Annotated in this window: 6 protein-coding genes; 3 read left to right on the top strand and 3 right to left on the bottom strand. The window is 67.0% G+C overall.

The features are described from left to right. Window positions 1–10 precede the first annotated feature (10 nt). Window positions 11–1519 carry a hypothetical protein gene (locus CKW37_RS16520; RefSeq protein WP_095156770.1) on the top strand — a complete coding sequence of 503 codons (1509 nt, stop codon included), beginning with the start codon at window positions 11–13 and terminating at the stop codon, window positions 1517–1519. 3 nt (window positions 1520–1522) lie between these two features. Beyond that, window positions 1523–13399 carry a LysM domain-containing protein gene (locus tag CKW37_RS16515; RefSeq protein ID WP_095156769.1) on the top strand — a complete coding sequence of 3959 codons (11877 nt, stop codon included), beginning with the start codon at window positions 1523–1525 and terminating at the stop codon, window positions 13397–13399. 36 nt (window positions 13400–13435) lie between these two features. Here the strand turns inward: CKW37_RS16515 and CKW37_RS16510 are convergent, their stop codons facing one another. Beyond that, window positions 13436–14332: a LysR substrate-binding domain-containing protein gene (locus tag CKW37_RS16510; RefSeq protein WP_095156768.1), complete on the bottom strand. Its 897-nt coding sequence runs from the start codon at window positions 14330–14332 to the stop codon at window positions 13436–13438. A 153-nt stretch (window positions 14333–14485) separates the two neighbouring features. Between CKW37_RS16510 and CKW37_RS16505 the strand changes: the two genes are divergently transcribed. Beyond that, the gene (locus CKW37_RS16505; RefSeq protein ID WP_095156767.1) at window positions 14486–17506 is read left to right on the top strand and encodes an FAD-binding and (Fe-S)-binding domain-containing protein; all 3021 of its coding nucleotides are present in this window, start codon (window positions 14486–14488) and stop codon (window positions 17504–17506) included. Window positions 17507–17567: 61 nt separating this feature from the next. Here the strand turns inward: CKW37_RS16505 and CKW37_RS16500 are convergent, their stop codons facing one another. Together CKW37_RS16500 and CKW37_RS16495 are read right to left on the bottom strand one after the other, a co-directional pair. After that, entirely contained in the window at window positions 17568–18611 is a 1044-nt protein-coding gene (locus CKW37_RS16500; RefSeq protein ID WP_095156766.1) for a GlxA family transcriptional regulator, read from the bottom strand. Window positions 18612–18739: 128 nt separating this feature from the next. Further along, window positions 18740–18955, bottom strand: coding sequence for a DUF3079 domain-containing protein (locus tag CKW37_RS16495; protein ID WP_095156765.1), 216 nt, complete (start codon window positions 18953–18955; stop codon window positions 18740–18742). Between the last annotated feature and the right edge of the window lie 284 nt (window positions 18956–19239).

The raw sequence follows: 19239 nt of genomic DNA, 5'->3' as shown, positions 1-19239 counted from the left end.
GAAGATTTCGATGAGCAGCCACTTTCGTGTGTATTCGCTGGATGTCGGCCAAGGCATGTCGACCCTGTTCGCGGTCTATGACAAGGATGGCAAGGTCACTGCGCTGGCGCTGTTCGACCTGGGTTCGTCTCACAACTCCAAGACCGCCGGGCGCCCGACCCTTGAGTTCCTGAAGAACATGGCGCTGCAACGGGAAAGTCCCAACGGCCACATCGACGCGATATTCATTTCCCACAAGGACAAAGACCACGTCAGCCTGTTGTACGGAAACCAGACAGAGGTAGATCCACTGCTGGGTCTTCTGCAATTACTGCCGAACATGACCATCGGTCGCGTCCGCTATGGCGGCCGTTACAGTTGGTACGACGGGATCGCCACCGTAAAGAAGAAGAGCGTCAATCTCCTCACCCTGTTGAAAGCCAGGACCTTCATTCCAGACTTCGATGTCAGAGGGTTTCCCGTTGGCGCCAGCAACTATCGCAGCGATTTTACAGAGGGCCGGTTGTGGGGGGGTGAAGACTTCGGGGTCTTCCTGCTCGCTGCCAACACGCCATACAAGACCGAGCGGGTTGGCACGGAGGAAGACCATATCTCCACACGGCCCGACGGCGACCAAGCCAACTCCAAGAGCCTGGTGCTGGTCCTGGCCGTGAATGCCGGCAGCAACCACTACTGCGCGGTCATCGGCGGCGATGCCACCTTTCCAACGTTTCAGTACATCAACAGCTTCTTCGACGGGACGATTCCCAACTGCTACATGGTCTTGCTGCCACACCACGGTAGCCGCAGGACCACCTTCGGCTTGAACGTGAAAGATGCAGTCATCAGCGACGTCAATCGGGAAGTGGTCAAAACCTACGCCCAGCGCATGGCCGGCAAGACCGTGATCGCCAGCGCCGATATCGTTCAGCGCTATGGCCACCCATCGCTGGAAACCAGCCAGTTGTTTCTCGACTACGCAGAAACAAAGGCCTGGTGGTCCGATCCACTGGTGGGCGACGGACGTCACTTCACCACCACCAACGTCGACTATGCCCTGCAGCCCGGCCTCTATGATCAGCGAGGCTTCAAGACCATCCTTACCTCGCAGAACCTGTATTCGACGCTCTATTACGACAGCACCAAGGTGTCGAGCCCGATGGTCGCGTTCTCGCCCTACATCGGCTTCACCACGCCGCCCTACAGCGCCAGTCTCTCCTTTTCCGCAGGCATGAACTGGATCTATACGCTGCTGCCACGGCCGCTGGACTTCCTCATCGACTTTCGCGGTGTCACCAGCAACCGCTTGCCCAGTGATGAGTCCCTCATTGTGCGCAGTGCCGAAGAACTGCTAACCACCCACACCTTCGTCTACCGCGCCAGCGGTACTCCGGCGCCGCCGTCACCGGCAGCACCCGCCGCAGCCGTATCCCCCCGGCAGGACCGCCCCGCCAACGATGCCGGTCGCGCTCGCGCTCCGGCGCAGCCGCACCGCCTGGCCCCGCGCCTGACCACCCCGTTTCCTGCCAAAAGGCCGTAATTCATGTCTCTGTCTTCGACGTACGCGATCCTCAAGGCCGCCATCACCCCGCAGCAGACGCTCGACCTCTGGGCAGTCTCGGCCAACCCGGGTTTGCCGGGACTGAGAGGTGTGCTCCAACTGTTCGGACTGACCGATAGCTATGTGATCAGCGCGGCAAGCATCACTCAGGGACTCGATCGCGTAAACCTGACCGGGAACGGTCGCTACGGCCAGCCAGGCGACCCGCAAGGCATGCGCTTCGCCGCCTACGTGACGCTGCTGTACACCGAACAGCAAGACCAGGTAGGCGTTTTTCAGTTGTCGATGGCGCTCACTGAACCGGGCTGGACGTTCCAGCGCTTTTTCAACCCCGCGGGTCTGCCCGACAGCGAGCGCTTACAAAGCGATGACATGTCTGTCATCTGGGGGCCTTCCTTCCTGTTGTCTCTGGGACTGACCGCCCCGGTCTTCCGCGCAGATAGCCGGCCCGAGGCCAGCCTGACGCTTTCCGGGGCCTTGCCGGAATCTGCCGTGTTCGAGACGTTCGCCGACCTGCTGGCGCCCTGGCCACTGGCCTTGAGCGGCACATTGCAGATGCCGGCGGACTGGACCCATGCGGTGGTTATGACCCTGCGTGCAACCGCCGCGAGTTCCGCAACGCTGCCCATCGACCCCGCGAGCGGGCTCGCCGGTGGCCCGGGCGGCTTGAGCCTGCGTGACCTGGGGCTGGAACTGGTGGTACGTGACGACCTGGATGAACAGCAGTGGGACAGGACCTCGTTCTCAGTCGCCAATCTTCTGGGCACCGTAACCCTCGGCAGCGGCGCCGATGCATTGGTGGCAACCGTCACCACCCAGGTGCTCACCGCAGGTCCCGAGTGGCATATGACAGCAGTCTTCGACCCGCAGCATGCCTCAATCGTCCGCGGCATGGCGCAACTGACCACCCTGTTCGGCCTTCCGGCATTGCCGCTACCGGATAACTTCCCGTTGATGGAGACCTTTCGGTTCCGCAGCGTCGAACTGTTTTTCACCTCCCCCAAAGACCATGTCCTGCCGACCCTGCGCTTTCTCGTGGTGTCCATCGGCTCCGACCAGGAGTGGACGCCACCGGTGCCTTTCGTCACCTTGCACAACGTCGGTACACGCTGGATCTGGGGCTGGAGCAACAATGCCAGCGGCAAGAGCGTCAGTTCGGTCTCAGGTTCGGTCAGCGGCGCCCTGCGCTTCGGCGCCAAGGGCGCGCAGGACAAGGTGGACATCAATGTCAGTGTCGCCCTTCCCGACCTGTTCATCGAAGGCAGCATGCAGGCCGGCGACTACATTCCGATCGGCGAGGCGTTCTCTTACTACTTCGGAGCACCGGGCCCGACAGCGGGAGGCCTCAGCAGCGCGGTGATATCCGCGCTGGCATTCTCCGCCGACCCCCTCGGCCAGATGTACAACGCCAGCACCACCGTGGTCTTCCTCGATCCGTCCTCAGGCGAACCCGAGCCTGGCCAGGGCTGGACCGTCGACCTGGTGGTAATTGACCTGGTGCTCGAACAGATCGATTTCTGGATCGCGGTACAAAGTGGCCGCGTCGGTGGCGGTCTGTCGGGTGTTTTCTCGTTCTATCCCGATGCCGCACCAGACGACTACGAAAGCCCGCGGTTGATGCTCTCCGCCAGCTATCCGATCCAGAACCCGGACACGCCCCAGGGCTGGCTCTTCGCCGGTCATCTCTACCAAGGCACCAGCATCAACCTCACCGACCTCGTCTCGCAGTTCCTCGGCCTTGGCCGCGCACCCGCCTCGGTGCCGGTACTGATGGTCGACCGCCTCGACGTCAGCTTCGCCACCGGTGACCAGTCCTATGCCCTCGGCGGCACCATCTCGATGCGCTGGACCCCGGAGCTGTTCGGCACGCCGCTGAAAATCTCGGCGGCCGCCAGCATCGATATCGCCCGGGACGGCAGCACCCCGGCGGACAAACCGGCCTCGGGCCGCCTGAGCGGCGAGTTCTCGATCAACCGCATCGGCGTCGAGGTGGGCATGGACGTCGGCGTCGACGAGCCGACCTACCTGCTCAAGGTCTACGTCGACACTATCTGGGTCCAGGCAATCACCGCCTGGCGCGGCGAGAAGGACAGCACCACCAACCCGCGCCATCAAGTGGTGTCGGTGAACCTCGGCGGCACCACCCTGGGCGACATGCTCGAATACCTGGTCAACCTCGCCGCGCCGACCCTGGGCTTCACCCTCGACGCGCCATGGGACGTGCTCAAGCGCATCGAGCTGTCGAGCTTCGTGTTCACCCTCGACCCGACCAACAATCAGGTCGAATTCGTCTACAAGGCCAAGGTCGATCTCGGTTTCGGCAGCCTCTCGGCCATCGGCGTGCGCTACACCCGCGCCGGCGCCGGCAAGGTCGAGCTGATCCTCGAAGGCTCGCTGCTGGGCAAGTCCTATACCGGCGACGACGCCCTGGCCTGGGACGTGGTCAACGACCCGCCGCCCGCCGTGCCCGGCACCGGCTCGGCGCTGGTGGACCTGCGCTACCTCGGCATCGGCCAGCGCATCCGCCTGCAAAACCCGGTGGACACCGTGGCCGGCAACCTGGCCCTGCTCAAGCAGTTCATGCGCCCGGTGGAAAACCCCAACAACCTGCCGGGCACCACCGGCACCATCGCCTTTTCCGCCGACAGCCAGTGGCTGATCGGCCTGGACATCGGCCTGATGGCCGGCACCGTCGACCTCGGTTTCCTGTTCAACGACCCGATCCTCTACGGCCTGTCAGTGGGCCTGAATGGCGAGAAGGCCGGCAGCCTCGCCGGCCTGCGATTCGAAATTCTGTACAAGAAGATTTCCGACGACGTCGGCATGTTCCGCGTCGAACTGCGCCTGCCCGATGCCTTCCGCACCTTCCAGCTCGGGGTCGCCTCGCTGACCCTCGGCACGGTGGTGATCGAGGTCTACACCAACGGTAACTTCAAGGTGGACCTGGGCTTCCCGTACAACCAGGATTTCAGCCGCTCGTTCTCGGTCCAGGCCTATATCTTCATCGGCCGTGGCGGGATCTATTTCGGCCTGCTCGACGGCGTCACCTCCACCCAAGTGCCGCGCATCACCAACGGCACCTTCTCGCCGGTACTGGAACTGGGCATCGGCCTGGCCGTCGGCGTCGGTCGCGAGATCCGCGCCGGCATCCTCGGCGGCGGCGCCTATGTCGAAGTGCAGGTGATCTTCCAGGGCGTGCTCGGCTGGTTCAACCCGTCCAGCGCCGGGCTGCCGTCGGCGCAGTATTTCCGCGCCCAGGGCATCGCCGCGCTGCACGGCAAGGTCTACGGCTACGTCGATTTCAAAGTGATCAAAGTCTCGGTGAGCCTGGAGGCCTATGCCCAGGTCAGCGCGCTGTTCGAGTGCTACCGGCCGACCGAATTCACCCTCAAGGTTTCGGTGCGCGCCGAGGCCAAGGTGAAGGTCCTGTTTATCAAGATTTCCTTCAGTTTCCATGTCTCGCTGGAGCTGGCCTTCACCCTCGGTTCGGTGCAGCAGACGCCGTGGATCGTCGCCCCCGGTGGCGATCCGAAAAGCTTCCAGAGCAACGCCCGGCTGCTGGCCACACCCGGCCGCGCCGGCAGTCTGGCCCTCGGTGGCGGACCCCGGGCACGGCGCAACCGCAGCCAGCGTATCGCCGTGCTGCGCGACCAACACCTGCATCAGGTCAGCCTGCGCAAGTGCGGCGCCGGACTGCTCGGCACGGTGCAGGACAGCGACTGGAACTGGAACCCGTCGCGCAGCCTGTGGCCCGACGGCAAGCCACGTCAGGCCCTTCTCTACTTGCTGCCGAGCATTTCCATCGGCCAGTTGCCGGTGGCCTGGAGCGGCGTCGCGCAACCTGACGCGGCGCCGCTGTACCGTGCGGCGTTCATCCTCTGCGCCAACTCCGGGGTCGATCCCGACGCCGCCACCGCCCGTGGCGAAGCGCTGCGTTCGGCGCAACATCACGCCCTGGCGGCCAGTGCCGAAGACACCCAGAGCCTGACGCCCGACCTGTGGGTACGCACCGTTCTGCTCTACGCGCTGTACGCCATTCCGGACGGCCCGCAAACCGAAACCGACCCGCTCACCGCCGGCCAACTGGCGCTGCTCGCCGCCGCCCTCGACGACCCGCAAACCGCCGATGACGCCTTCGCCTGGGCGAAACTCGACACCCTGTTCGCCACCAACCTGCACCTGCTGCTGTCCGCCGACCCTGACTCCGGCGCCGACACCGATGCCCTCGAAGTCGGCGGTATGGTCGCACCGCTGCCGCCGGGCCTGACCCGCAGCGGCACGCCGGGCGGCACGCTGAATTTTGCCGAGGTCAACCTGGTCGGTCCCTGGTACGAGTGGGACCTGGCGCAATACATGGGCCAGTACCTGCCGGTGGGCGGCGCCAGCGGGCCGCGGCCGCAGACCGACGACCCGGCCACCTACGAGTCCTTCCCCACCTTCATCTTCCGCGACTACTGCCTGATGCTGGTCAAGGCCGCCGTGCAGGAGGCCCAGGACCTGCTGGCCAGCACCGACATCAGCGTCGCCGACAACGGCAGCGGCCAGGGCCAGTCGCTGGCCGAACTGGCGGCGCGCTTCGCCACGGCGAGCATCGACTACCCGGTACGCGCCGGCGACACCGTGGAAAGCGTGGCCCAGGCCCTCGGCGCCACAAGCGCCGAACTGCTGTTCCTCAACCCCGACCTGGAAACCCAACTGGCCGCTGCGCCGGTGGGCAGCCGCCTGCCGGTGAACCTGGGCATCGCCCCGGAAGTGCTGGCCCAGGACAACGCCGGCGCAGCCTTCGCCCTGACCAGCGTCGAGCTGGGCGCAGTGCTGCACCAGGTGGCCGACGCCGAGACCCTCGACACGATCGCCAGCTTGTTCAACCTCACCAGCACCGTCACGCTGTTCAGCGACAGCACTGGCGATACCGGCCTGGGCGCTTCGGCCGCCCTGCTCGACGCCAGCACGCCGTTCGACCTGCCAGCACGCACCTGGAGCAACGGCCCGACCAGCCGCCTGCTCGCCGCCGCCACCGCTTATGTGCGCTACCGGCAGCCGCAACTGATTCCGGCGGACTGGTACGCCCAGGCGGTGTTCGATGGCAACGCCGAGCTGATTTCCCGTCTGACCCGCGACGATCTCAGCGTCGACAGCCAGGAGCTGCCACCCGGCCAGTCGCTGGTGGTGCCGCTGGGCTTCAATGCCGTGACGCCGACCACGACCTACCTGACCCAGCCCGGCGACACCGTGGCGCGGATCGCCGCGACCCTGGCGCTGGTGCAGGTCTACCCCGACACTTCGCCGCCGCAAGCGGCGGACTGGCAGGACTTCCTCACGGCCGTCAGCGGCAGCGATGGCAGCTACGGCCTGCCGGCCAGCAGCGGCGTGCTCGCGACCCCGGGCGAAAGCCTCGAGGTCCTGGCCCGACGCCTGCTGTTGAATGTGAGCTGGAGCGGCAATGCCGATGATCCGGCCCTCGGCACCTGGACCTATGACTGGTCGGCGATCCTCGTCTGGGCCGGCGCGGCGCCGTTCCTCGCGCCACTGGCATTGGTGCCGGTGCCGGCGGCCGTGGCCAAGGCGGCCGAGGGTGATTCGCTGAGCTTCACCGTCATCGCCAACACCTACGGCCTGAGCGTGGCCGATGCTGCCGAGCGCCTGGAAACGGTTGCCGGCCTGTACGCCATCGGCACCGAGCTGACCGTCACCCAGGTGCCGGTGACCACCGTCGCGCAATTGCTCAACGACATCCTCGGCGGCGCTGCCCTACCGCGTATCGTCAACCAGGGCTCGCGCTCGCTGATGGCCGGCCTGCGCGCACCGCAACCGGTGACCGTGGACGGCCACGTCGTCGCCGACCCGCAACAGGCCGCGCCGCTCTACGACCTCACCGGCCAGCAGTTCGACCTGGCGGTCGACAGCGACCCAACCAAGGCCAGCGACATTGCCTTGCAGATGACCCTGACCGCCCAGAGCACCTGGATCAGCCTGGTGGACAGCACCGTCGCCGATGGTCGCCAGGCGGTGAACAGTGGCTTCCTTTCCCGCGCCGCCGCGCCCGCCGGCATGGTGGTGCCCACTGCCGTGGTCGATAGCCTCGCGTACAGCTACAGCAACGCCGAGATCATCGCCATGGGCCCCGCCACCAGCCTGACCCTGCCGGTGGTCGACGGCCCGGCGCCGATGCGCCTCGCCGTGGTTTCGCCACGCGCCTACGGCCTGACCCAGCGCATCGAGCTGCAAACCCCGGTGGCCTTGCCGATCCCCGGCATGGACGCCCCGCCCGTGGGCGCCCAGCCGACCCTCTGGCCGCTGCCCGCCGACCTGCGGGCCAAGGCCCTCGCCGGTTCGACGGTGGCCTACGACCTGCTGACCACCGAACAAGGCGCCGCCGCCGGACGCGATGCGGTCACCGTGAGCAACGCGACCTGGGGCTGCCGGATCCCGATCGCGATCAAACAGATCGACGACGCCCTGACCCTGTTCGCCCTGCAAGGCGTGGACGAGGCCGAGCGCCCGACCCTGCTCGCCTTGCGCGCCTGGCTGGCGACCGGGCAAGGCGCCGGCAGCGTGGTCAAGGTGCTCGCGCAACCGGCGCCGAACGCCGGTAATGCTGCGGGCATCAGTGTGCTGGCGGGCACGCCGGAGCAGACCTGGCTGATCCAGGCCAACCTGTCCACGGAAAGCGTGCCGCGCTCGCCGGACGTCAGCCTCGGTCGGGTCCGCAGCCTCGCCCGCGACGGCGACCAGCCGACCCCGGCCGCGTCGCTGGCGGATCTGGAACGGTTCGTCACGCTGCTCTGGGAAGGCAGCGTGGTCGGCGGCACCGGCTACACCTTCGGCCTGGAAAGCGGCCTGCCGGCCAGCGCCCTGGATGCCAACGGCGTCGCCAGCATCGACCTGCTGGTGATCGCCGGCAGCCAGCAGGCACTGGCGCCGCAAGGCCGTCCGCTGCTGCCGTTCAACACCTGCGCGCTGATCGCGCCGGGACTGGACGCGACCATCGGCACCCTCTATGCCGAAGACCACAACGAAGACGACACCCAACTCCAGGCCCTGGTGCCGGCGGGCAGCGTCGGCTTCAGCCTGACCCTCGAAGCGCCGCCGGAAGACACCCCGAGCAGCGCCGAACTGCAGGCGCGGCGCCTGTTCAGCCTGCTTGGCGCGGCGATTCCGGCCGTCGCCGGCTCGCCCTTTGCCATGCCAGCTTCCGGGATGCCGGCGCCGCCGACCCCGGTCGAGGAAAACGCGCCGTCCGCCTGGAAGCGCGAACGCCTGATCCGCCGTGGCCTGCTGCGGGACAAACGCGAAGCGCTGGAAGCCGATCCGTATTGGCGCTATGAGCAGGTGCTGCCGCTGTACCGCTTCGCCACGCCGTCGCCGCTGCCACGGGTGCCCGGCCTGCCGGACCCGGACGCCGACCCCTACCGGGGTTTCGGCTGGGCCGCCAGCCTGCCGTCCGCCACCGTCGACCTGACCTTCCAGGACATTCTCGGCAACCAGACCGCCACCCCGCCCGCTGGCCAGGGCCAGGTCATCCTGCCCAGCGGCTACACCGACCCGTTGCTGGGCGTCGGCGACTGGCCGGCGTTGGTCAGCGCGTACGCGGTGACCCGCGTCGAGGACGCCGTGACCCTGACGATCAGCCTGGAACCGCGCCCGGCCACGGTGATGCCGTCGCCCAGCCAGCCCGGCGACGCCGCTGCGGCCACTGCCGACCGGCAGGCCGAGGCCTACGCCAAGGCCTATTACCAACTCGGCCAGCCGCTGACCGCCAGCGTCGCGACCAGCCTCGACACCAGCGCAGCGCACAGCATCGAACAGGCACCGCTGTGGCGCTTCGCCGCCGCCGCCCAGGCCTTCAGCGCCAGCGCCGCCAGCCTCGGCGCTGCCCGCGCGCCGGCCGGCGCCACCCTCACCTCGCTGCAACAGGACTACGGCCTGCGCCCGGCGGAAATGGCCGTGGCCAACGCCGAAGTGCCGGTGCAGGCACTGTTCGGCGCGCAAGCGCTATTGACAGTGCCGGCCTACGCGATCGTCGCCGAGAACGACAGCGCGACGACCATCGCCAGCACCGCCCGCCCCAGCGGTTGGCCGGTGATCAGCGCCGAAACGCTGCTAGCCTCGCCCGCCAACGGCGACCTGCCGCTGCGCAGCGGCGCGGTGCTGGCGGTCTCGCCGCCGCTGACTCGCAGCACCGGCGACGGCAGCGCCAACCTGGCGACCCTGGCCAACGCCCTCGGCACCCTGCCGGGCCTGCTGGCCAGCGACAACGCCAGCGCGGCCATCCTCACGCCGGGCTTCACTTTCGCGGTGGCCGTGTCCGACGACACCCTGGTCTCGATCACCGTCACCACAAGCGACGCGCCCAACCCGATCCGCTCGCTGCTGGATGTCTGCGCGGCATTCGCCAGCCAGGGCGTCAACGTCACTGCGGCGGACCTGGGGCAAAGTCATCAGGCGCTGCCGGGGATTTTCCAGGCCAGCCAAATGATTTCCAGCACGGTGTGGGTCGCCGGCCATGACGACACGCTGGCGCGCAATGGCAGCGGTCTCGACCAGACCGCGCTGGCGGCGTTGAACACCGCCACGCTTAACCTGTTCGACATGGGCACCCTGCTTTACCTGGGCGACTTCAACGACGGTGCCGGCATCGCCGCCGATGGCGCACAGACCCTGCACCAGTTCGCCGACGCCCACGCCTGCCCGGCCGAACTGCTGTTGCAGGCCAACCCGGACCTGGCGGTGCCCGCCGACGGCGCCTTCGCCCTGCCCGGCCGGGTGGCCTGGCCGGCGCCGGACAGCGCGCTTCGTGTGCCTTACAGCGTGCAGGCCGGCGACAGCCTCGACAGCATCGCGCCGCGTTTCGACTGGGGCGTTGCCGACGCCAGCCAGGCCCTGGCCGACGCCAACCTGGACATGCCCGGCCTGATCGCCGGCGGGGTGACGTTGCTCATCGCCGTGTCCGGAGTGAGCTACAGCATCACCACCGCCAGCAGCGGCCAGAGCCTCGCCGCAACGTTGGCCCAGCTCCAGCAACAAGCCGCGGGCGCGACGCTGGCGGACCTGCTCGCCAGCATCGGCGACAACAGCAGTGCCCTGGCCAGCAATGCCCTGCTGATCTGCCCGCCGGCCCTGTTTGCCAGCGCGACCACTCCAGCGCAGATTGCCGCGCTGCTGGGGGTTTCCGCCGGGGCCTTTGCCTTGGCCAACGCCGGCACGCCGGGGTTGATCGCCGCCGGCGTCAGCCTCGCTGCGCCGCAAAGCGAGGTGCAGGTCGAGACCCAGGCCAACGACTGCCTGAACAGCCTGATCGTGCGCTTCGCCGAAGCCGGCGTGCAGGTCAACGCCCAGGTCATCGTCGAGACCCCGGCCAACCTCGATCAACCGTTGTTCGCCGCCGACGCACGGGCCCTGGTGCCACCGGCCACGGTGCGCATCAGCCTGCCGATCGGTGCGCAGGGCCCTTATCCGGGACCGTCATTCCCGCTCAGTGTCCATCTGCAACTGAGCCGTCCCGCGGCGCTGATCAACCCGGACTTCGCCGCCGACGATGGCAGCGGTGTCGCCACCAGCAGCAGCCTGATCCCGGCGCCGCAGGCACCGGTGGCCGAGGATGAAGGCGGCGGCCTGGCCTTCAACGCCTTTATCGTCGCCATGCGTACCGCACTGCCGCAACTACGCATCGCCACCGGCCGCGCCCTCGAAGACAGCCGCGACCTCTGGGCCGTGGACTTCGGCCCGGCAGGCATCAGCGCCCTGACCATCGCCGGCACCACCACGGTGCCCGGCGCGGCGGGACCGCAGCCACGCTTCTTCGCCCTGACCCCGTTGTACAAAAGCCTGGTCAGCCGCCAGGACGTACCGATCCAGGCCTTGCTGGCGGACGGCACGCTGTCCACGGCAAGCAGCGAACGCGACTTCCAGGGCATCGATGTCGAGCCGTGGGCCAGCCGCTTCCTTTCCGATGTCGACCGCATTCTCGGGGCGAGCAACGCCGCCGCGCTGTACCGCAGCGTGGACACCCGGCAGACCCTCAGCGACCTGGTGGCCGTCAAGCGCAGCCTCGCCGGCTCGATCCCCGAAGGCCTGGCAGCGGTGCTGGAAATCAGCGATCCCGACACCGTCAGCGGTCAGGCCGCGGCGGCCACCACCCTGGAGCAACAACTGGGGGTCAGCCTGTCGCGAGCCTGGAGCGCCTCGACCCTGGTGCAACTGAACCGCAGCGTGACCTCGCCGTGGCAAGACGCCGCCAGCGGCCTGCTGCCGGCCGATCTGTACGGCGGCGTCCAGGTCACCAGCGGCGGCGAAGACCGCTCGTGGAGTATGAGCGCGGGCAAGTGCTGGCTGACCGACTTCTCGCCCTTCATCACCCTGCTGCTGACCGAGTCCGACCCGGCCACGCACCGGGCGGTCACCGCCAACATGGCCTTCGGCATCACCGACATGGAGCGCAATATCAGCACCGCCGGCCTGCCCGACGGCTATGCCGCCTCGCAATGGCTGACCTTCGTGCCGCCGTTGGGTGGCGCCAACCTGCCGGCTGCGCTGACCACCCACCTGGGCGAAGTCTCGGTGCCGATCCCGCTGCGCAACTTCCCGGCGTTGCCGGTGATCGTCGAGCAGCGCGCCACGGCCACCGCCCTCAGCCCCGCGTTGCGGCAGAACCTGCGCAGCCAGCGCCTGCGCGCCAACCTGCGGGTAGACAGCCCGGCCACCCTGGCGAGCATGCCGCTGTGGGATCACCGCTTTACCTACTCCCACGAACACGCCGAACAGGACGATGTCAGCCTGACCTTCCGCTACAACCTGCACCCGGGCCAGCAAATGCTCCTTGCCACCAGTGACGAAGACCTGTTCGTGCAATTGGCGCGCTATGTGGCAGTGGCCGATCCGCTCTGGGAAATCCTCGGCGCCCTGCCCGACGCCGGGCCACTGACGCCGACCCAGAGCAATGCCGCGGATACCTTGCGCGACCTCGCCAGCGCCGTGGCCGGCAAATGGACCGAGCGCCTGGTCAGTACGCCGAACACCCTGGCGCAGAACGGCGACAGCGACCAGTTCAGCTTCCAGGCGCGGGTAACCGACCGCGACGGTTCCGAAGTCGGCAGCCGCGAAGTCGCCAGCCTGAGCCTGACCGCCGCCAGCGCCGACATCGGCCCGGACGGCAACTGGCCAGAGGTCGCCGCCCTCACCGCGGCGGGCCTGAGTGTCACCTTGCTGCGCGAGGACGTTTCGGCGACGGAGTCGCTGTACCGGGTGCCGGACGATGCCCAGGTGCCGGCATCCTGGCCCACCTTCAGCCTGAGTTTCGTCGGCCTCAACGTGGCTCGCTGGCAGAACGCGACCGGCTCGATCCTGGTCCGGCGCAACCAGAAACTGCTCGGTGCCGACGGCCCCGCGACCAACCCGGCGTTCGTCTTCCAGACCGACCGGGTGGAAGCCGCCAGCGTCGCAACGCCATTCAACGCCTGGGACCAGCGCGTGCCGCTGAGCACTACACCGACCACCGTCAGCGCCGCGCTACAAACCGCGTTCGACACCCTGTTCGGTGCCGCCGCCAGCGCGGGTGAACTGAGCGTCACCCTCGGCGTGGCCTATGCCTATGAACTGGCAACCGACCCGGAGGACCCGAGCCACGGGCTGGTCAGCGAGACTCCGGTGTACCTGTATCCCAACCAGATTCTCGATGATGGGACGGCGGGTAATCTGCAGACAGCGGTGGACACCTGGTATGGGCAGGTCAACCCGCAACGTGAAGGGGGTGAGTGGCTGTTCTCGCTGACCTTGTATTCATCACTGGAAGAGGATCAGCGGCCACTGTTGTCGATTGCCAACCTGTATTTGCCGTTGGTGCTGGATCAGGATCGGTGAGGTGATTGGCGACCGGGCGCTGGTTTTTCAGCGCCCTCAAGCCCGCATATCCGGCTCCTCCAGCAACCATTCGCGAAACGCCTCCAACGCCGGCAGCGACTGGTTGCGCGGCGGGTACACCAGGTAATAGCTGCGGGCGCTGGCATAGGGCTGCACCGGGATGGCGAGCGTGCCGTCGGCCAGTTCATCGGTGATGAGGATCCGCGGCACCAGGCCGATGCCGATATCCGCGCGCACGGCCTGGATCAGGTGCGAAGTCAGTTCGAAACTCGGGCCCAGGCGCATGGCCTGATGGGCCAGGCCATGGTGGGTGAACCAGTCGCCCCAGGCATGCGGGTTGTTGGCGACGCTAAGCAGCGGCTGACGGCTGATCACCTCGGGCGTCCACACCTCGCGAGAAGCCGCCAGCGCCGGTGACAGGATCACCACCAACTCCTCGGCGTGCAGCCGGTGACAGATCAGCCCCGGCTGGTCGCCGCTGGCAACGACGATGGCGGCGTCGATGCCGCTGGTGGCGAAGTCCACCGGTTCGATCCGGGAATTGATGTGCACCAGCACTTCGGGGTGGCGGCGATAGAACTCGTGCAGACGCGGCAGCAGCCATTTCGAGCCGAAGGTCGGCAGCGTCGCCAGGCGCAGGTTGCCGCCGCCGGCCTGGTGGGCGATGGCATGCAGGGTGGCGCTGCGGATCCGGCCCAGGGCCTCGCTGATCTCCCGCTGGTAGACCCGGCCCACCTCGGTGAGCTTGACCGTGCGCCCTTCGCGGCGGAACAGCACCACCCCCAATTGCTGCTCCAGGGCCTGGACCTGGCGACTCACCGCGCTCTGGGTCAGGGACAATTCCACTGCCGCGCGGGTGTAGCTTTCATGCCGGGCCGCGGCCTCGAATGCCAGCAGCAGCGACATCGACGGGGTCAAGTTTCGGTAATTCATTCATAAAACTCATCAAAGGCCGCGCCATTATCCGTTTGTGCGCCGCGCAAGACTCGGGAATCATTGGCATCATCCACTACCTGGCGACGTACTGACCATACCTTCACGTCAGGTATTCATGATTAGCCCGACCTATAAAGAGGCCATCCCGTGATGATCGCCCAACTGCCGGTGAGCGCACCTGCCACCGACTACACCGCGTTTCTCGATGCCCTGCGCGCCGCCGGTTTCCGTGGCCAGTTCAGCACCGACTACGGCACCCGCACGGTGCTCGCCACCGACAACTCCATCTACCAGCGCCTGCCCCAGGCCGCGGTGTTCCCGCGGGATGCCGACGACGTGGCGCGGGTCGCCACGCTGATGGCCGAGCCGCGTTTCCAGCAGATCAAGCTGACCCCGCGCGGCGGCGGCACCGGCACCAACGGCCAGTCACTGACCGACGGCATCGTCGTCGACTTGTCGCGGCACATGAACAGCATCCTCGAAATCAACGTCGAGGAGCGCTGGGTGCGGGTCCAGGCCGGGGTGGTCAAGGACCAGCTCAACGCCGCGCTGAAACCCCATGGGCTGTTCTTCGCCCCGGAGCTGTCCACCTCCAACCGCGCCACCGTCGGCGGCATGATCAACACCGACGCCAGCGGCCAGGGCAGTTGCACCTACGGCAAGACCCGCGACCACGTGCTGGAACTGCACAGCGTGCTGCTCGGCGGCGAGCGCCTGCACAGCCTGCCGATCGATGACGCCACGCTGGACGCCGCCTGCGCCCTGCCCGGCCGGGTTGGCGAGGTCTACCGCATGGCCCGCGAGATCCAGGAAACCCAGGGCGAGCTGATCGAAAGCACCTTCCCCAAACTGAACCGCTGCCTGACCGGCTACGACCTCGCGCACCTGCGCGACGACGCCGGCCTGTTCAACCTCAACAGCGTGCTGTGCGGCGCCGAGGGCTCGCTGGGCTATGTGGTCGAAGCCAAGCTCAATGTGCTGCCGATCCCGAAATACGCGGTGCTGGTCAACGTCCGCTACGTCAGCTTCATGGACGCCCTGCGCGACGCCAATGCGCTGATGGCGCACAAGCCGCTGTCGATCGAGACGGTGGACTCGCGGGTGCTGATGCTGGCGATGCAGGACATCGTCTGGCACAGCGTCGCCGAATATTTCCCGGCCGACCCCGAGAAACCGACGCTGGGCATCAACCTGGTGGAGTTCTGCGGCGATCAGCCGGACGAGGTCAACGCCCGGGTCGCCGCCTTTATCGACCACCTGCAGGCCGACCGCAGCGTCGAGCGCCTCGGCCACACTTTGGCCGAAGGTTCCGCCGCGGTGACCAAGGTCTACACCATGCGCAAGCGCTCGGTGGGGTTGCTCGGCAACGTCGAGGGTGAAGTGCGCCCGCAGCCGTTCGTGGAAGACACCGCAGTGCCGCCGGAGCAACTGGCCGACTACATCACCGAGTTCCGCGCCCTGCTCGACGGCTACGGCCTGACCTACGGCATGTTCGGCCACGTCGATGCCGGCGTGCTCCACGTGCGCCCGGCGCTGGACATGAAAGACCCGGCCCAGGCCGCGCTGGTCAAGCCGATTTCTGATGCCGTGGCGGCGCTGACCCAACGCTACGGCGGCCTGCTCTGGGGCGAGCACGGCAAGGGCCTGCGTTCGGAATACGTGCCCGCCTACTTCGGCGCGCTGTACCCGTCGCTGCAACGCCTCAAAGGCGCCTTCGACCCGCACAACCAGCTCAACCCCGGCAAGATCTGCACCCCGCCGGACAGCGCCGAAGGCCTGATCAAGGTCAACGAAGCGCCGCTGCGTGGCGAGCACGACCGGCAGATCGACGAGCGTGTCTGGCAAAGCTACGCCAGCGCGGTGCACTGCAACGGCAACGGCGCCTGCTACAACTTCGACCCCGACGACGCCATGTGCCCGTCGTGGAAAGCCACCCGCGAACGCCGTCACTCGCCCAAGGGCCGCGCCTCGCTGATCCGCGAATGGCTGCGCCTGCAAGGCGCGGCCAATATCGACGTGCTGGCTGCCGCGCAGAACAAGGCGTCCTGGCTCAAGGGCCTGCCGCAACGTCTGCGCAACAGCCGCGCCCAGCAACGTGGCCAGGCCGATTTCTCGCATGAGGTCTACGACGCCATGGCCGGCTGTCTGGCGTGCAAGTCCTGCGCGGGGCAGTGCCCGATCAAGGTCAACGTGCCGGACTTCCGCTCGCGCTTCCTCGAGCTGTACCACAAGCGCTACCAGCGTCCGCTGCGCGACTACCTGATCGGCTCGCTGGAATTCACCATTCCGTACCTGGCCCACGCGCCGGGGCTGTACAACGCGGTGATGGGCTCGAAATGGGTGAGCAAGCTGCTGGCGGACCAGATCGGCATGGTCGACAGCCCGCTGATCAGCCGCTTCAACTTCCAGGCCACCCTGACCCGCTGCAACGTCCGCGCCGCCAGCGTACCGGCCCTGCGCGAACTGACCCCGGCACAGCGCGAGCGCAGTATCGTGCTGGTCCAGGACGCCTTCACCCGCTACTTCGAAACGCCGCTGCTGGCGTCGTTCATCGACCTCGCCCACCGCCTCGGCCACAAGGTGTTCCTCGCCCCGTACAGCGCCAACGGCAAACCGCTGCACGTGCAGGGCTTCCTTGGCGCCTTCGCCAAAGCGGCGATCCGCAACGGCACCCAGCTCAAGGCCCTGGCCGACTGCGGCGTGCCGCTGGTGGGCCTGGACCCGGCGATGACCCTGGTCTATCGCCAGGAATACCAGAAAGTCCCCGGCCTGGAAGGCTGCCCGAACGTGCTGCTGCCGCAGGAATGGCTGATGGATGTGCTGCCCGAGCACGTCGGCGGCAAGACGGCCAACTTCCGCCTGATGGCCCACTGCACCGAGAAGACCAACGTACCGGCCAGTACCAAACAGTGGGAACAAGTGTTCGCGCGCCTGGGCCTGAAACTCGCGACCGAAGCGACGGGCTGCTGCGGGATGTCCGGCACCTACGGCCATGAAGCACGTAATCAGGAAACCTCGAAAACCATTTTCGAGCAGTCCTGGGCCGGCAAGCTGGAGAAGGAAGGCGAGCCGCTGGCGACCGGGTATTCGTGCCGTAGCCAGGTCAAGCGACTGGCGGACAAGCAGTTGCGCCATCCGCTGGAAGTGGTGTTGCAGTATGTGATTGGTTAAAGGCGGCACTCCGCTTGCCGGCGATGGGGCAGTCAGCAACACCCGCAATTCTGCCCCTCGCTCACTTCACCTCGTCCACCTTCTTGCCCTTCACCAGCCCATGGCGAAGCTCCTTCGACGGCCCGTAGCCATAAAAGGACGCATAGCACTTGCTGAAATGGCTGGGCGAGACGAAGCCGCAAGCCAGGGCAACCTCGATCAGTTGCAGGTCGGAATGCTGCAACAGTCGCCGGCTTTCGGTGATGCGCAGTTCCAGGTAATAGCGCACCGGCGTGGTGCCGAGCTGGGTCATGAACAACCGGCCGATCTGCCGTTTCGAACGGCCGACGTAATGGGCCAGTTGATCCTGGCTCAGGGGCTCTTCGATGTTGGCGCTCATCAGGTTGATGGCTTCGCGCAGCGGCTCGCTCATTTTCTCGTGCAAGGTCGGCCGCGCCCGACGGTAGCGGGACTCTTCGAAGGCAAGAATATCGACGATGGCGTCAACCATGCCCCGACCATGCAAGGTGTTGATCCACTCCAGGACCATGTGGAACGCCCCCGCCGGGCTCGCGGCGGTCAGGCGGTCGCGGTCGACCATGTAGCTTTCGCTGGTGACCTGGCTGTCCCTGGCGATCTCGGCCACCGCGCCGCGGTGTTCGGGGTGCACGGCGCAGCGGTGGCCATCGAGCAGCCCGGCCTGGCCGAGGAACCACGCGCCATTCCACAGGCCGGCCAGCGCCACCTGCTTTTCGGCGGCACGCTGGAGGATCTGGGTCAGCTCCGGGATCGGCTTGAGCACCGTGCGCAAGCCGCCGCACACCACCAACAGATCCAGATCGTCCAGGCTCGCGGCATTCAACGGGGCGTCCGGGCAGATCACCAACCCCAGGTCGCTGACCCGGGAACCGCCATCGAGGGTAAAGGTGCGGGTGGTGAAAGATGCCGCCTGGATCAGGTTGGCGGTCACCAGGGTATCGAGGGCCTGGGTGAAGGCCGGCAGGGAAAAATGCTCGAGCAGGATAAAACCGACCCGGCCCTGAGCGATGGTCGCCTGCCCTTTTTCGCCCGTGAAGCGCAGGTTGGAGCCCTGCAGGGCATCACTGAAATGCCTTCTTTCAACCACGTCGCGGCCTCATTCGATCTTGTTCTGGTGTGACCGGAGAGGTGGCGGAAACCGCAACGCCGGCGTGCATCGTTGGCATGATGCACGCCGGCGCGGCGCTTATCCAACAGGCATTGTGGGAATTTTCGTCAGGTTGTCGGGGGCGACGGGCTCTCGTCGCCGGCGTCTGATGGCGGCAACCCCCAATCGCCCTGCTCATGCCAGTCGTCACCGAAGGTCTCGGCCGGGTGCATGGTGCGGTCGGCGCCATTGCCGCAATCGAGCTTGCTGGCGGCGCAGTAGCGGTCGCACCCCCAGCAGACTCGCTCGGGGTGTTTGGGGTTGAGGGGAAAGGGTTTGGCCATGGGGACGCCTCCTGTTCCGGGCTTGGCGATACACCACGCTAACCCGCGCTGACCGCGAGGGTCTTGATCCGGGTCAAGCGCGTCTTGATGCTTCGTTGCGGAATGCCTAGAGTTTCTTCGACGCCTCGGCGTCCGGGCGCACGGAAAACAGCGGGGCCATGCGCGCCGTTGCAGGCGCCGAAGTGGGAGTGGCGAGGTGTTGGGACAGGTGGATCTGAGACGATCTTGTTCATGGTGAAGCGCTCGAGGAAACCGGCGCGCCCGAAGGCGCCCCCCCCCCCGGC

This window comes from Pseudomonas sp. Irchel 3E13 (assembly GCF_900187455.1).
In the GTDB taxonomy this organism is placed as follows: domain Bacteria; phylum Pseudomonadota; class Gammaproteobacteria; order Pseudomonadales; family Pseudomonadaceae; genus Aquipseudomonas.
The sequence above is the reverse complement of the archived record's forward strand: the minus strand, read 5'-3'. Positions and strand labels throughout refer to the sequence as shown.

Bases quoted from the DNA above. Each gene is read 5' to 3' on its own strand.
- CKW37_RS16510 (WP_095156768.1), bottom strand. From the start codon at position 14,332: ATGAATTACCGAAACTTGACCCCGTCGATGTCGCTGCTGCTGGCATTC.
- CKW37_RS16495 (WP_095156765.1), bottom strand. From the start codon at position 18,955: ATGGCCAAACCCTTTCCCCTCAACCCCAAACACCCCGAGCGAGTCTGC.
- CKW37_RS16520 (WP_095156770.1), top strand. From the start codon at position 11: ATGAGCAGCCACTTTCGTGTGTATTCGCTGGATGTCGGCCAAGGCATG.
- CKW37_RS16505 (WP_095156767.1), top strand. From the start codon at position 14,486: ATGATCGCCCAACTGCCGGTGAGCGCACCTGCCACCGACTACACCGCG.
- CKW37_RS16515 (WP_095156769.1), top strand. From the start codon at position 1,523: ATGTCTCTGTCTTCGACGTACGCGATCCTCAAGGCCGCCATCACCCCG.